We start from the raw sequence: 13615 nt of genomic DNA, 5'->3' as shown, positions 1-13615 counted from the left end.
AGAATTTTCGACATTGCAAGTTCAGCCTCATGGATAATTATAATCAGGACACGGCCACTTTTACAGCGGCGTAGCTAAGGCGGGCTAGTACGATTGGTCTATATACGGGCTAGCACTATACCTGATATTTCGAAATATACCGCGCGACGTTTTTCTCCAGCACGTCCATCGGAACATTGCCGCCAAGCACCACTGCATCGTTGAACGCCTTGAAGTCGTAGGCCGGGCCCAAGGCGGTTTCCGCGCGGGCGCGCTGATCGACGATGCGGCTGTGGCCGAGCTTGTAGCCGGTCGCCTGCCCGGGCCAGCTGCAGTAGCGATCGACCTCGCTACCCACTTCTTCCGGCTTGCTGCCGTTCTCCTCGACGAAGAAGCGCACGGCCTGCTCGCGGCTCCAGCCCTTGGCATGGAGGCCGGTGTCTACGACCATCCGGCAGGCACGGAAGGCGAGGCTCTGGAGATAGCCGAGGCGGCCGACCGCGAAATCGTCATAGGCGCCGAGCTCGTCTGCCAGTTGCTCGCCATAGAGCGCCCAGCCCTCGCTGAACGGGTTGAATGCCAGGATCGAGCGGATGAGCGGCAGGCGGTTGGAATATTCGCCTTCCCACACGTGGCCGGGAATGGTCTCGTGATAGGTGAGGTCCGCCAGGTCGTATTTGCGGTGCAGGTCGGTGGTCCGCAGATTGATCCAGAAGCGACCCGGTATGGTGCCGTCCTTGCTGCCCGCCCCGCCATAGGCGCCCGGCGCGCCGACTTCCTCGGCAGGCGGGATGCGCTTCACCTCCAGATTGGGTTCGACCAGCGTGTTGAAGGCGCGCGGCATCTGCGCCTTGATCCAGTTCACCCGGTCCCAGATGAATTCCATGATCTCTTCGCGGCCGGGATCGCCCTCCGCGAACTTGTAGCGCGGGTCTGCACCCAGCGCCTGCATGCGCTCGCCGACCGATCCGCTGGTATAGCCGATGTCGCGCAGGATCGGGTCCATGCGGGCATGCAGCGCTTCCAGCTCTTCGAGGCCTTGGCGGTGGATGTCGTCGGCGGAGAGGGTGGTGGTGGTGCTGGAGCGGAGAGCCCAGGCGTAGAATTCCTCGCCCTGCGGACGGGCGGAGATGCCGGGGGCATCGCTGGCCACGGCTCGCTCGGCCTTCAGTTCGGCCAGCTGGCGGGAAAGCGCCTCGGCAATCGGGCCGCTCTCGAGCGCCATTGCCCGATCGGCACGGGCTTCAGGGAGGTCGCTGGTGTTGAGCTTGGCCCGCAGATCGTCGGCAAACAGCTCGCCTTTTCCGGCGCTGGCGATGGTCTGCTCCATCTGGCGGATCGCCTTGTCGAGAAGGAAGCCCGGCGGCACCACGCCCATGCCGCGGGCAGCACGAATACGCTCCAACTCTCCGTCGAAAACCGACGGCATCTGCTCCATCCGCTTGATATATGCGTCGGCATCATCGGCATTCGCGACATTATGCGACGACTGCATGAAGCGCGGCAGGGCAAGATATTCGCCGACGTTCTGGATGACGACATAGGGCGCGGTGCGCCAGTTGCCCACGGGCGTATCGCCATAGGGCAGCTCGAAGCCATCGAGGGCCAGGGCATAGGCGCTTTCGACCACTTCGAAACTGGTCAGCTGATCTGCATCGAGGAGCTCGCGCGGATAGGCGCGGGTCATTTCCAAATCGCGCCGCAGCGTGGCGGCATAGGCGGCTTGCCCCTCGGGCGACTGGTCTTCCAGCCGGCTGCGCAGTGCGGCATGGCTGCCGGTATCGACGCCGAGCGAGGTCGCTCGCTCGGGTTCATGGGCGAGGAGGTTGTAGCCGACCTGGTCGAGCCATTCATCGGGCGTCAGGCTTACGGGGGCAGAGGTCCCGTCGGCGGCGTAGGTCGCGCAACCCGATAAGGTGAGTGCAGTTGTCGCGGCTAGCCCGGCGAGGGCCTGGCGGCGGGTGATGTCGTAGCTGTGTGAAGTCATGCCGGCGGTGTGCGCCGCCGGTCAGGGCCTGTCAAATGGACTGCAGCGAAATCAGTCGCGCAGATTTGCCGGGACCTTGCCGCCATTGGCCGCAAGCTCGTTCATCACGCGCTTGTGCAGCCACATATTGTCTTCGGCGCTCCCCGAATAATCCTCGCGGCCCAGTTCCTGCGCCAGCGCCTTGCGGCTCTCGTAATCGGAGTCGATGTTCAGCAGCTTCATCAGGTCGACGATGGAGGTGCGCCAGTTCAGCCGGTCTGCGCCGGGCATGGAATCGAGATGGTTCTCGACATCGACAACCGGGGTGGCTTTCTTCTCGACGACCGGTGCATTGGCCCAGGCATTGCCGGGATTGGCCTTCGGCGCGCCGGAGGGGGCAGTTTTCGGCGCTTCCTGCGCCTTCGCATCCTTGCCGAAAATCGCGTCCTTGATCTTGCCGAAAATGCTCATGGTCGTCTCCTTTCCCCTGGCAACGGGCGGGGTGCGACCCCGTTCCGCCGTGGAAGCTCTACCTAAGCTTGCGAGGCGCGCGCGTGGCGCTATGGAAAAGCGATGCTCGATGCTGTCCTCTCGCTCACCGTTTTTGCCGCGATCCTGCTGTTGATCGGCGCCTTTTTCCTGTGGCGGCGGACTGGCAATGCGAAGAACGCGCTGCTGATGGTGCTGCTGGCTTTCGTGGCGCTGATGAACGTGGCGATCTGGACGCTGCCCGATGCCGGGGGTGAGGCCCCGCTCGAAAAGCTCGAGCAGGGCGCTCGCTAGGGAGCCTTATTCGGGCAGCTGCCAGAGGACCGAACCGGTATAGCTGCCGGCAACCGGCTCGCCATTGCCCCCACGCGCGGGTTCGAAGCGAGCGCGCTTGCTGACCAGGCTGCAGGTCGCCGCATCCAGCTCGCTATGCCCGGTCGAACCGGTGACGGTGCAGTTCGACACGCGGCCGTTGGCGGCGATCTCGAGGCGGAATCTGGCAACTCCCGTCAATTCGCGACGCGCCCAGCTCGAGCGATAGTCGTTGTTCGACAGCCAGCGCCCGGGATCGTTCTTTGGGCGGGCGGGAACCGGCTCGAAGCTGGGCGTGGGAGCGGGCGGTGCGGGTTTCGGCAGCACGATCTCGCCGCGTCCCGGTTGCGGGCTGGGGATGGGCGGCGGGATTAAGTTCGTCGTGTCGATAATCGGCGGCGTCGGCTTGAGATCGAGTTTGGGCACCGGGGTGAAGACCGGCGGTACGGTGCTTTCCTTCGGGTCCGCCGTATTCTCTGGCGGCGGAGGAGGTGGAGGCGGCGGGGGGACGTCACGGATATCCTTCGCGGGGAGCCGGGTAATGATATCCGGCATCGCGCCACTGACCGTCAGTCCGAAAACCAGCAGCGCGCCGACCCCGGCGTGGATAGCCACCACGGCAGCAATACTGCCGACCGAGGCGCGGTTCGATTGGGTGATGTAGGACATGGATGTGCTCCTCTTCCAATGCGGGAGACTTAGTCTGCGACTCCTCGTATTAGCAATGTTACAACATTACCGACAGACGTCAAGTTTGATGAGACTTTATAACACGCGTGTGGGATCGACGACCGAACGGCAGAGTTCGATCCGTGGCGCACTTAAGCGGGTTCTCCGCCTGCGCGAATGCCGGATTTCGAGGCCCGCTCTCGCTGGCCAAATCACTACATCATTTAATCGGGCAGGCCGGATCGAGGCGGAAGTCGAGATAATTGTCGACCGACTTCATCAGCTCCGCCTGTTCGTTCTCGAAGAAGTGGTTGGCGCGCGGGATTTCCTCGTGATGCACGGTGATGTGCTTCTGCGTGCGCAGTTTCTCGACCAGCTTGGTGACCGAATTGGGCTGCACCACCGTGTCCTGCGCGCCGTGGATGAAGATGCCGCTGGCGGGGCAGGGGGCGAGGAAGGAGAAGTCGTACATGCTCGCCGGAGCGCCGATGCTGATCCAGCCGCGGATTTCCGGGCGGCGCATCAGCAGCTGCATGCCGATCAGCGCGCCGAAGCTGACGCCGGCGACCCAGGTCACCTGCGCTTCGGGATGGACCTGCTGCACCCAGTCGAGCGCGCTGGCGGCATCGGACAATTCGCCGACGCCATTGTCGAAGCTGCCCTGGCTACGGCCGACGCCGCGGAAATTGAAGCGCAGCGTGGCGAAGCCGCGGTTGACGAAGGTCTTGTAGAGCCGCTGCGTCATCTGCTCGTTCATCGTGCCGCCGCCCTGCGGGTGCGGGTGCAGGATCATCGCCACCGGCGCACGCGGGCGCGGGGCGGGAGAGAAACGGCCTTCGAGACGGCCTTCGGGGCCGGGGAAGATGACGGTCGGCATGGATGGAGTACCTGTCGAATCTGATGGGTCACGCTGGCCATGGGTGGCGCATGCGAGGTCGCGGGCTATATAGGGTTTCCCCGCGATTTCGCAATAATTTCGAGCCCGTATCATTCCCGAACGCATCTACCTCGATCACGCCGCCACCACGCCGCTGCGCCCCGAAGCGCAAGCGGCGATGGAAGAGGGCTTCCGGTTATGGGCCAATCCCAGCTCGCCGCATGCCGAAGGGCGCAAGGCGCGCAGCCTGCTGGAGGACGCGCGGGAGCGGATCAAGGCGGCGCTCGGATGGGACGGCGAGGTGATCTTCACCAGCGGGGCCAGCGAGGCGGCGGCGCTGGCGTTTGATCGAGCCTCCGTCGTCCATGAGGTAGCTAGCGCCGTCGAGCACGATGCAATTCTCGGTGTGGACGACTTACGGGACTATCGAATCCCCGTAGAACCTGATGGCCGTGTTTTGTTGCCGCAGACTGCAAATGCAATTGATCCCTCACCATTGGTGGAGGGGCTGGAAAACAGGTCGCTGGTCGCCATCCAGCACCTCAATTCGGAAACCGGCAATCGGCAGAATATCGGCATGGCTGCTGAGGCGGTTCACGACAAAGGCGGGCTTCTGCTTGTCGATTGTGCACAATCGGCTGGAAAACTGGCCATTCCGCAAATTGCGGACATGGTCATCATTTCCGCCCATAAATTCGGCGGGCCAATCGGGCTCGGAGCACTATTGGTGAAGGACTACTCCATGTTAGCGCCCTCTGGCGGCCAGGAGCGCGGTTATAGGCGCGGGACCGAGAATTTGCCTGGAGTCCTCGGCAAGGCGGCAGCGCTGGAAGCTTGCACCGATCCCTATGTCGCGCCCGAAGTGCTCGAGCCGCTCGATCACTTGGCCGAAGAATGTCGAAAACTCGGCGGCATATGGCTTTCCGATCGTCTCTCCGACCCCACGCCCTACATCCGCGCCATTGCCATGCCGAACATGAGCGCCACCGCGCAGGTCATGCGGTTCGACATGGCGGGCATTGCGGTCTCGCAAGGCAGCGCCTGCTCCAGCGGCACGATGAAGACGAGCCGTGTGCTGGAGGCGATGCAGGTCGAACCGGAGGTTGCCGCGAACACGATCCGCGTCTCGCTCGGCTGGAACACCACCCGCGTCGAAGTGGAACGCTTCTGCGAGGCGTGGCTTGAGATGTCGAAACAGTAGTGTCCGTTCGTGCGGAGCCTGTCGAAGCACGGTCCTTCTTTTTGACTAGCGCGGCACCCGAAGTAAGTACGGCCCTTCGACAAGCTCAGGGCGAACGGATAGGGGCGTTTGCGCACCGATGATCTATCTCGACTACCAGGCCACCACCCCGCTCGCGCCCGAGGCGCGCGATGCGATGCTGCGCTGGCTGGACGGGCCGGGCGGCACCGGCTTCGGCAATCCGCACAGCCCGCACCGCATGGGGCGACAGGCCAAGGCTGCCATCGAACTGGCGCGCGAGCAGGTCGCGGCGCTGTTCCCGGCGGGAGGCAAGGTGATCTTCACCGGCGGCGCGACCGAGGCTATCAATCTCGCCATCCGCGGAAGCGGCAATGGCGGGGCCGTGTCCGTTTCTGCCATCGAACATGCCGCCGTGCTCGATACCGCGCAGGATGCAGGCAAGTGTCATGTGCTCAACGTCGCCAAGAACGGGCAGTGCAATACGAAACAAGATTTGCCGAGCGACACGCGGCTGGTCTGCCTGATGCAGGTCAACAACGAGATCGGGACGATCCAGCCGACCATCGAATGGCATCGCAAGGCGAAGGAGAACAATGCGCTCTATTTCTGCGACGCGGTGCAGGCCTATGGCCGGATCGAACTGACCGGTGCGGACATGATCGCCATTTCAGCCCACAAGTTTCACGGGCCGAAAGGCATCGGCGCATTGTGGGTGCGCGAAGGGCTGTCGCTGGACCAGGTGCAGACCGGCGGCGGCCAGGAATTCGGCATACGCTCGGGCACGCTCTCGCCTGCGCTTATCGCCGGCATGGGTGCCGCTGCGCAGGAAGCGCAGGAGCGGATGGAGCAGGACGCCGAACACGTGCAGAAGCTCTGGAAGCGCGCCAGCGAGCTGTTCGAGAACTGGGAGCTGAACGGCAGCGCGGAGGCGCGCTGGCACGGCAATCTCAACATTCGCCCGCGCGGGCCGAACGGCGGCGGGCTCGACGTGAACCGGCTGATGAGCGACGTGCGCGACGTGATGTTCTCCGCCGGCTCCGCCTGCGCCAGCGGATCAGGCCGGACAAGCCATGTGCTCGAAGCGATCGGCCTGCCGAAGAAGCTTGCCAAGGCCTCCATCCGGCTCGGCTTCGGGCGCTACACCACGATGGACGAGATCGAGCAGGCGGCGGAGAAGATCAACACCGCGGCAAAAGCGCAGGGCGCGCTGTGAAGGTCGAATTCACGAAATCAAAGGGCGAGATCGTCATCGCCGAGTGCGAGCCGGGCGACAACCTGTTGCGCGTTGCCCAGGCCGCCGGCCTTCCGCTGGAAGGAACGTGCGAGGGTCAGATGGCCTGCTCCACCTGCCACGTCATCGTCGCACCCGAATGGTTCGACCGGCTCGACGAAGCCAGCGAGGAGGAAGAGGACATGCTCGACCTTGCAGCAGGCGTCGCGCGGACCAGCCGGCTCTCCTGCCAGATCGACCTGACCGAAGCGCTCGACGGGCTGGCGGTGTCGATCCCCGCCGAAAGCCACGATATGCGGCGGTTCTAGCCTTCCGCGTCCATCCGCACTTCGCGTTCGCGCGGGAGGAAGGCGGGAGCGGGTTCGTGATCGGCGGCAGCATCGAGGCGGGAGGCGGCGGCGAGCATGTGTTCGCGCAGGCGGCAATGCATGCTCCAGCCTGTCTTCGGATCCTCGGCCCTCACCATGAAGCGCACTGTCATAGCCCGCGCATTCTGCGAGATCACTTCGCAAACCGCTTCGTCTGGATGGATCACATCATCGTCCCTCTGCACGAACTCGCGGAACGGTTCGCGCAGCGCGTCGACATCGGCGCGATTGTCCAGTTCCAGCTCGACATGCATCATCAGGCTCGGGTCCTGCTTGGTCCAGTTCTCGAAACTGTCGCTTGTGAAATCGCCGAGCGGCGCGATCACCCGCCGCTCGTCCCAGGTCCGCAGGCGCAAATGGGTGAAGCCGATCTTCTCGACATAGCACCATTGCCCGCAATAATAGATCGCATCGCCGATCCGTGCGGTCTGAGCGAAAGCGATCTGCACGCTGGACATGATGTCGCCCAGCACCTTGCGGGCGGCGAATACCAGCACAAGACCGATCACGCCTGCCGAGGCGATGATCGAGAAGCCGAGCGTGTTCGAGATATTGCTGGCCACCAGCAGGAAGCCGATCCCGGCCAGCAGCAGCAAGGCGGTGACGATCCGCCTGATCGCGCTCATCTTCGTATAGAAGTTGCGATCCGCATTGTTTTCCGCCGCTTCGAGCTTGTCCGTCCGGCGCGAGGTGGCGAAGTCGAACAGATAGTCGATGACCGAGAGCGCAATCCCGATGATCGCCGCGAGGATGAGCACCAGCTGCAGCGGATCGAGCAAATCCTTTACCGGCCCGGAGAGGCGGAAGAACGTGGTCCGGACAAGCGCGAAAGTGCCGGCAAATGCGAGCAGGGTCGCCGGCAGGTGCACCGCCTGGAGGATGCCGTAGAGCTTGGTGTCCTCGTCCAGCCGGTGCCGCCAGCGATTGATCGCGAAATAGGTAAGGGCGGCGGCAAAGGCAGCGACCAGCAGGATCAGCGGCAGGGCGATCACTTCCCACCAAGCGAGCGTCCAGAAGGCCTGCTTGCGCAGCGGCGCGGGCAGAGCCTCCTCGAACTTGCTCGGTCCGTAGATGGAATAAAGCTGCGGCACATTGGCGACGCTCTGGCGGCTGAACACCCACAGGGGCTCGCTTCCGGGCGCCTGCACGCGCGCGATCCTGATCGGGACGGTCCGGTTTTCGACTTCCAGGTAGCCGATCACGATCGAGCGGCGCGGCGCGCCGGCCATCGGATCCTTGCTCGTCGTGGTCGTGTCGACGGCATCGGGGCGGTCGGGGAGCGAGGCCCAGTCGATCGCGACCGTCCGGTGAAGCAGGTCGTAGAGCTTAGCCGAAAGATCCTGCGGCGAATCCGCATTCGCCGACCGATCGACATTGGCGAGGTCGAGCGCAGCCGAAGCCCGCTCCCATTCCCCGCGCTCGCCGGCGGCCATGAAGCTTTCCATGAGGCCCATGGGCGTATCGAGTTCTAACGGGCTCGCTGCCCCGCCGCCGTTCTGCAGCGTTTCGACTTCGTAGACATAGGGCGAGGAATCCTGCGCCACCTGGCGCCCGGACTGGGCCAGCGCAGGTCCGGCGATGGCAGCGGAAAGGGCTGCGATAAGCAGCGCGATTTGTTGCAGAATTCTGTTCCCCATGCCCCGCTCAATGCACGAGCGGGGCCATGGGTCCGGGCCCTCAGTCGCTCGCCGGCTGGGGTTCGCCATCGCGCGCGGGCCGCCAGCCATCGTCACCGATGCCGGTCGACAGGCCGGTGCGCTTCCATAGGCGGACGGCCAGCCAGACGAGCAGGCCCAGCGGCAGCACGACTGTCAGCAGGATCATCAAGACGGCGATCATATTGCCGAGCAAAGATGCCAGCGAGCCCCATGCGCTTCGGATCGGTTCGGCAAAGCCGCCTTCGACCGGGGCGCCGGCCTGATACTCGACCGTTATCGTGCTGAAAGCGACGCGGGCGCGCATTTCCGTGAGCCAACTGCGCGCCTGGTCGATCTCTTCGTTGACCTGCGCCACGCCGCGTTCTGCAGCGACCAGCTCGGAGACAGTCCCGCGGCGGTTGCGCAGCACGTCCATCAGACGATCGCGCAGGACCGTGCGGGCTTGCAGCCGCGCTTCGGTATCGACGATCGATTTGGACAGATCCTCGCCCTCTATGGAAGAGGACACCAGCTCGCCTTCCATCCGGCCGGTCGCGGCCGTCAGCGCTTTGCCGAAGGTGCGCGCTTCGCTGCTGCGCACGGCGATGGTCAGACTGCCATAGGCATAGTCGCCTTCCTGCTCGCCCTGGTTCATCGAGACGATGCGACAGGTCTGCGGCCCCTTGGCCTCGCACATATCGGCGTGGCGTTCCTGCAGCGGGCGGATCGTATCGGCCGGAACGCGAAAGCCGTAGGCAAAGGTGTAGGCGACCTGCGGCATGCCGACGGCAATGGTGCCGCCGGCATTGCCGATGGACTCGCCCGGCTCGGGCGGGCCAGCGCGGTCCATGGCGGGCGGGGGAGGAGGCGGGGGTGCGGCAGTCGGCGGCGGCGCATTCTGCGGCATCGGTTCCATGAAGCCGAAATCGGCCTGTGGAGCCTCGGCAGCAGCTTCGACATCGACTGTAGTCACCCGTTCAGTGACGGCTTGTTGGTCCGAGTTTTCGCCACAAGCCGTCAGTAACGCGACAGCCGAAATTGCGGTAAATAGTTTCCTTTGCATTTCGCTCTTCACTCCGTCCGCCCAGACCGCCTTATTTATGCCATTATCTGAACACAATCTAAACACAGAGGTAATGGGACAACATATCGAACGCGTGGCAAGCGCAGTTGGTTGGAAAAACGAAAGCCCCGCCGCATCGCTGCGGCAGGGCTTCCAAGCTCGTTTTAATTTAGAGTGGAGTTAGGCGGTTTCCATCTCGCGCTTTTCGGCGCTTGCGCCGAGCATTTCGATGAGGGCCTTGCTGAATGCCGGAATGTCGTCCGGATTACGGCTGGTAATCAGATTGCCATCGATGGCTGCTTCCTGGTCGACCACATTTGCGCCCGCATTCTTCAGGTCGGTGCGGATCGAGGGCCACGACGTGACAGTCTTGCCCTTCACGATATCCGCTTCCGCAAGCAACCACGGTGCGTGGCAGATCGCGGCAATCGGCTTGCCCGCCACGTTGAACTCGCGGACGATCGTGACGGCGCGCTCGTTCATGCGGAGGATGTCCGGATTAATTTGGCCGCCCGGCAGGAGAAGGGCGTCATAGCTAGAACAGTCGGACACTTCATCGACCGTCTTGTCTACGCTGACGCTTTTGCCCCAGTCTTTCTGGTCCCAGCCCTTGATCTCGCCCTTTTCGAGACTCACGACAGTGGTCTCGAAACCGGCGTCTTCGAGGTTGGCCTTCGGCTTCATCAGTTCGGACTGTTCGAAACCGTCGGTGGCGAGGATCATGATGCGTTTTGTCATAAGTTATCTCCGTAATATGTGTATGCCATGCCAACGTGTGGGGATGACGCACCGTTCCGTGCTGACAGGCGAAGCGTGGCTCTGGTAGGGCGGGTGTTATGGCCACTTCCGAACTGGACGATTCCGGCGCCGATCCCTTCGATGCCATCGTCGATGCACCCTTCGATTCCGCGCTGTCCGAGCGCTATCTCGTCTACGCGCTGAGCACGATCACTGCGCGTTCGCTGCCCGACCTGCGTGACGGGTTGAAGCCGGTTCACCGCCGCCTGCTCTGGACGATGCGCCAGCTGAAGCTAGACCCCGCCAGCGGGTTCAAGAAGTCGGCCCGCGTGGTCGGCGAAGTTATCGGCAAATACCATCCGCATGGCGATACCGCGGCCTATGAAGCCATGGTCCGCCTCGCGCAGGATTTTGCCCTGCGCTATCCGTTGGTCGAGGGGCAGGGGAACTTCGGCAATATCGACGGCGATAATGCCGCGGCCTACCGCTACACCGAAGCCCGCCTTACCAGGACGGCCATGCGCCTGATGGAAGGCCTCGACGCGGGCACAGTCGATTTCATCCCGACCTACAATAACGAGGAAGAAGAGCCGGAGATCATGCCGGGCCTCTTCCCCAACCTGCTCGCCAATGGCGCCAGCGGGATTGCAGTCGGCATGGCGACGAATATCCCCAGCCACAATGTCGCCGAGATCGTCGATGCAACGCTGGAAGTGATCGACAATCCACATGTCGAGCATGCGCGACTGATGGAGCTGTTCAAGGGCCCGGACTTCGCCACCGGTGGCGTGGTGCCGGAAAGTGCCGACACGATCAGCCATGCCTACGAGACCGGGCGCGGGTCTTTCCGCGTGCGCGGCCGCTTCCACGCAGCCGAGGCGGACAAGGCGGAGGACCGGGATGCGGGTATCGAGCGGCTCGGCGGCGGGCAATGGCAGCTGGTCGTCAGCGAGATCCCCTACCAGGTGCAGAAGGGCAAGCTGATCGAGCAGATCGCCCAGCTGATCGCCGACAAGAAGCTGCCGATCCTGGAAGACGTGCGCGACGAGAGCGATGAGAACATCCGGCTCGTGCTCGTACCGCGCAGCCGCAATGTCGATCCGGAACTGCTCAAGGAAAGCCTATACAAGCTGACCGATCTGGAAACGCGCTTCGGCCTCAACCTCAACGTGCTCGATCGCACACGCACGCCGATGGTGATGGGGCTGAAAGAGCTGCTGGACAACTGGATCGCCAGCCAGATCGACATCCTCCAACGCCGCAGCCAGCATAGGCTCGACCAGATCGCCCGGCGGCTGGAGCTGGTCGAAGGCTATATCATCGCCTTCCTCAACCTCGACCGCGTGATCGAGATCATCCGCACCGAGGATGAGCCAAAGGCCGTGATGATGGAGGAGTTCAAGCTCACCGACCGGCAGGCCGAAGCGATCCTCAACATGCGCCTGCGGAGTTTACGCAAGCTGGAAGAGATGCAGCTTCGCGAAGAGCGCGACGATCTGCTGAAAGAGCAGGAGGAACTCGAAAAGCTGCTCGGCTCGCCCGCCCGCCAGCGCACACGGCTGAAGCGCGACCTCAATGCACTGCGCAAGGAATATGCGGAGGATACCGATCTCGGCCGTCGCCGCACGACCATTGCCGAAGCCGCGCCCGCGGTCGAGTTCAGCATGGATGCGATGATCGAGAAGGAGCCACTGACGGTGATCCTCTCGCAGAAGGGCTGGATCCGCGCCGCCAAGGGCCATGTCGATCTGGAGCAGGACTTCAAGTTCAAGGAAGGCGACGGGCCCGCCTTCGTGCTGCACGCGCAGACGACCGACAAGCTGCTGCTGGCGGGCGACGACGGGCGCTTCCTCACGCTCGGCGCAGACAAGCTGCCCGGCGCACGCGGGTTCGGCGAGCCGGTGCGCAACACGCTCGACATCGATGCCGCGGCGCAGATCGTGTCGGTGATCGTCCACCGACCGGGACAGCGCCTGCTGCTAGCGGCGACCACGGGCAAGGGCTTCGCCGCCACCACCGACGACATCCTCGCCGAAACGCGAAAAGGGCGGCAGGTCGTCAATCTGAAGGGCGATGCGAAGCTCGCCGTCGCGCGGCCGATCCTCAAAGGACACGATCATGTCGCGGTGGTCGGCGACAATCGGAAGCTCGTCGTATTCAACCTCGAGGAACTGCCCGATCTCGCGAAGGGGCAAGGCGTCAAACTGCAGAACTACCGCGATGGCGGGTTGTCCGATGCCACGACCTTCAAGCTGGAGGACGGCCTCAGCTGGACGATGGGCGGCAAGGGCGACCGCACCCGCACCGAAACCGAGATGTGGCAATGGAAAGTCGCGCGCGGCGGTGCGGGCCGGCTGCCGCCGCAGGGTTTCCCGCGGGATAATCGTTTCTAGAGTTTCTTTAAGTGCGCCTGCCGCCCAAGGAAGCGCAGATGCGCTTTCCGCGCGCTACATAAACAAAAACCGGAAGCGCCCTCCCGCGCTTCCGGTTTTAATTTTCGATCCCGAAAGGGTCGGTATTCGGCGTTATTCGCCAGCGGTGTCGCCCTCCGCGGGTGCAGCGGCCTGCGACATGGCGGCATCGATCTGCGCGTTCGTCAGGCGGGCCATCAGGCCGTGGTCGGTCGCATCGAAGTGCGAGCGCAGCAGCGTGACCTTGTTGGCTTCGTCACCGCCGCGAGCGATCACGACATTGTCGCCATCGACTTCGACGACTGTGCCCAGCGGCGCGTGATCCGCAGCCATGGCTTCGGCGCCGACCGTCAGCGCGGCATCGCGCTTGGCAGCGGCTTCGGCGAGCTGCGCGTCGACCATGTCGTTGATCTGTACCTTGGTGACAGTGATCGTCGGGCCGGTTTCGCCTTCGCCATACATGTTCACGGCGAGCGGAACCTTGTGCTTGCCGGTGTCGAGCACGGCCTGGCCGTTTTCGACAGCCACGATGGTGCCGACTTCGCCGCCCTGCGGGCCGTAAACGGTGGCACCGGCGACGACCTGCTCGTTGGCGAGGGCAGGGGTGGCGGCAAGAGCGACGGCGGCAACGGCCAGCTTCGCGAATTTCATATAATCAACTCCAAGACTTGGTT

At 63.6% G+C, this 13615-nt stretch carries 13 protein-coding genes; 5 read left to right on the top strand and 8 right to left on the bottom strand.

Going from position 1 to position 13615, the window contains the following annotated elements:
- Nucleotides 1-115: 115 nt before the first annotated feature.
- Both P8R33_RS02060 and P8R33_RS02055 read right to left on the bottom strand, forming a co-directional pair.
- On the bottom strand, nt 116-1966 hold the full coding sequence (locus P8R33_RS02060; RefSeq protein WP_278327327.1) for a DUF885 domain-containing protein: 1851 nt from the start codon (nt 1964-1966) through the stop codon (nt 116-118).
- Nucleotides 1967-2017: 51 nt separating this feature from the next.
- Nucleotides 2018-2416: a DUF3597 domain-containing protein gene (locus tag P8R33_RS02055; RefSeq protein ID WP_278327326.1), complete on the bottom strand. Its 399-nt coding sequence runs from the start codon at nt 2414-2416 to the stop codon at nt 2018-2020.
- A gap of 102 nt (nt 2417-2518) precedes the next feature.
- Here P8R33_RS02055 and P8R33_RS02050 point away from each other — a divergent pair, with 102 nt between their 5' ends.
- Nucleotides 2519-2728, top strand: a complete 210-nt coding sequence (locus P8R33_RS02050) for a hypothetical protein (protein WP_278327325.1) — start codon at nt 2519-2521, stop codon at nt 2726-2728.
- A gap of 6 nt (nt 2729-2734) precedes the next feature.
- Here P8R33_RS02050 and P8R33_RS02045 read toward each other — a convergent pair whose 3' ends face one another.
- Nucleotides 2735-3415: an energy transducer TonB gene (locus P8R33_RS02045; RefSeq protein ID WP_278327324.1), complete on the bottom strand. Its 681-nt coding sequence runs from the start codon at nt 3413-3415 to the stop codon at nt 2735-2737.
- Nucleotides 3416-3635: 220 nt separating this feature from the next.
- On the bottom strand, nt 3636-4292 hold the full coding sequence (locus P8R33_RS02040; protein WP_278327323.1) for an alpha/beta hydrolase: 657 nt from the start codon (nt 4290-4292) through the stop codon (nt 3636-3638).
- Nucleotides 4293-4470: 178 nt separating this feature from the next.
- On the opposite strand from P8R33_RS02040, the gene P8R33_RS02035 reads away from it, so the two are divergent.
- From P8R33_RS02035 to P8R33_RS02025, 3 genes are all read left to right on the top strand, one after another.
- A complete protein-coding gene (locus P8R33_RS02035; RefSeq protein WP_446532489.1) occupies nt 4471-5493 on the top strand; it encodes a cysteine desulfurase family protein in 1023 nt (340 codons plus the stop codon).
- 118 nt (nt 5494-5611) lie between these two features.
- Nucleotides 5612-6706 (top strand): cysteine desulfurase family protein, encoded by a 1095-nt coding sequence (locus P8R33_RS02030; protein ID WP_278327322.1) that lies wholly within the window; start codon nt 5612-5614, stop codon nt 6704-6706.
- Entirely contained in the window at nt 6703-7032 is a 330-nt protein-coding gene (locus P8R33_RS02025; RefSeq protein ID WP_278327321.1) for a 2Fe-2S iron-sulfur cluster-binding protein, read from the top strand. The genes P8R33_RS02030 and P8R33_RS02025 overlap by 4 nt, the downstream gene beginning before the upstream one ends.
- On the opposite strand, the gene P8R33_RS02020 is transcribed toward P8R33_RS02025, so the two are convergent.
- The 3 genes from P8R33_RS02020 to P8R33_RS02010 all read right to left on the bottom strand — a co-directional run bounded on the left by P8R33_RS02020 (nt 7029) and on the right by P8R33_RS02010 (nt 10530).
- A complete protein-coding gene (locus tag P8R33_RS02020) occupies nt 7029-8729 on the bottom strand; it encodes a mechanosensitive ion channel family protein (RefSeq protein ID WP_278327320.1) in 1701 nt (566 codons plus the stop codon). The two genes, P8R33_RS02025 and P8R33_RS02020, sit on opposite strands and share 4 nt — an antisense overlap.
- A 40-nt stretch (nt 8730-8769) precedes the next feature.
- Nucleotides 8770-9702: a DUF4349 domain-containing protein gene (locus tag P8R33_RS02015; protein WP_278327319.1), complete on the bottom strand. Its 933-nt coding sequence runs from the start codon at nt 9700-9702 to the stop codon at nt 8770-8772.
- A gap of 270 nt (nt 9703-9972) precedes the next feature.
- On the bottom strand, nt 9973-10530 hold the full coding sequence (locus P8R33_RS02010) for a type 1 glutamine amidotransferase domain-containing protein (RefSeq protein ID WP_278327318.1): 558 nt from the start codon (nt 10528-10530) through the stop codon (nt 9973-9975).
- A gap of 98 nt (nt 10531-10628) precedes the next feature.
- On the opposite strand from P8R33_RS02010, the gene parC reads away from it, so the two are divergent.
- Nucleotides 10629-12923: a DNA topoisomerase IV subunit A gene (parC, locus tag P8R33_RS02005; protein ID WP_278327317.1), complete on the top strand. Its 2295-nt coding sequence runs from the start codon at nt 10629-10631 to the stop codon at nt 12921-12923.
- Nucleotides 12924-13055: 132 nt separating this feature from the next.
- Here parC and P8R33_RS02000 read toward each other — a convergent pair whose 3' ends face one another.
- Complete coding sequence (locus tag P8R33_RS02000) at nt 13056-13592, bottom strand: hypothetical protein (RefSeq protein ID WP_278327316.1); 537 nt, start codon at nt 13590-13592, stop codon at nt 13056-13058.
- Between the last annotated feature and the right edge of the window lie 23 nt (nt 13593-13615).

Origin of the sequence: Qipengyuania flavescens, from assembly GCF_029688735.1 — a bacterium.
Classification (GTDB): Bacteria; Pseudomonadota; Alphaproteobacteria; order Sphingomonadales; family Sphingomonadaceae; genus Qipengyuania.
The sequence above is the reverse complement of the archived record's forward strand: the minus strand, read 5'-3'. Positions and strand labels throughout refer to the sequence as shown.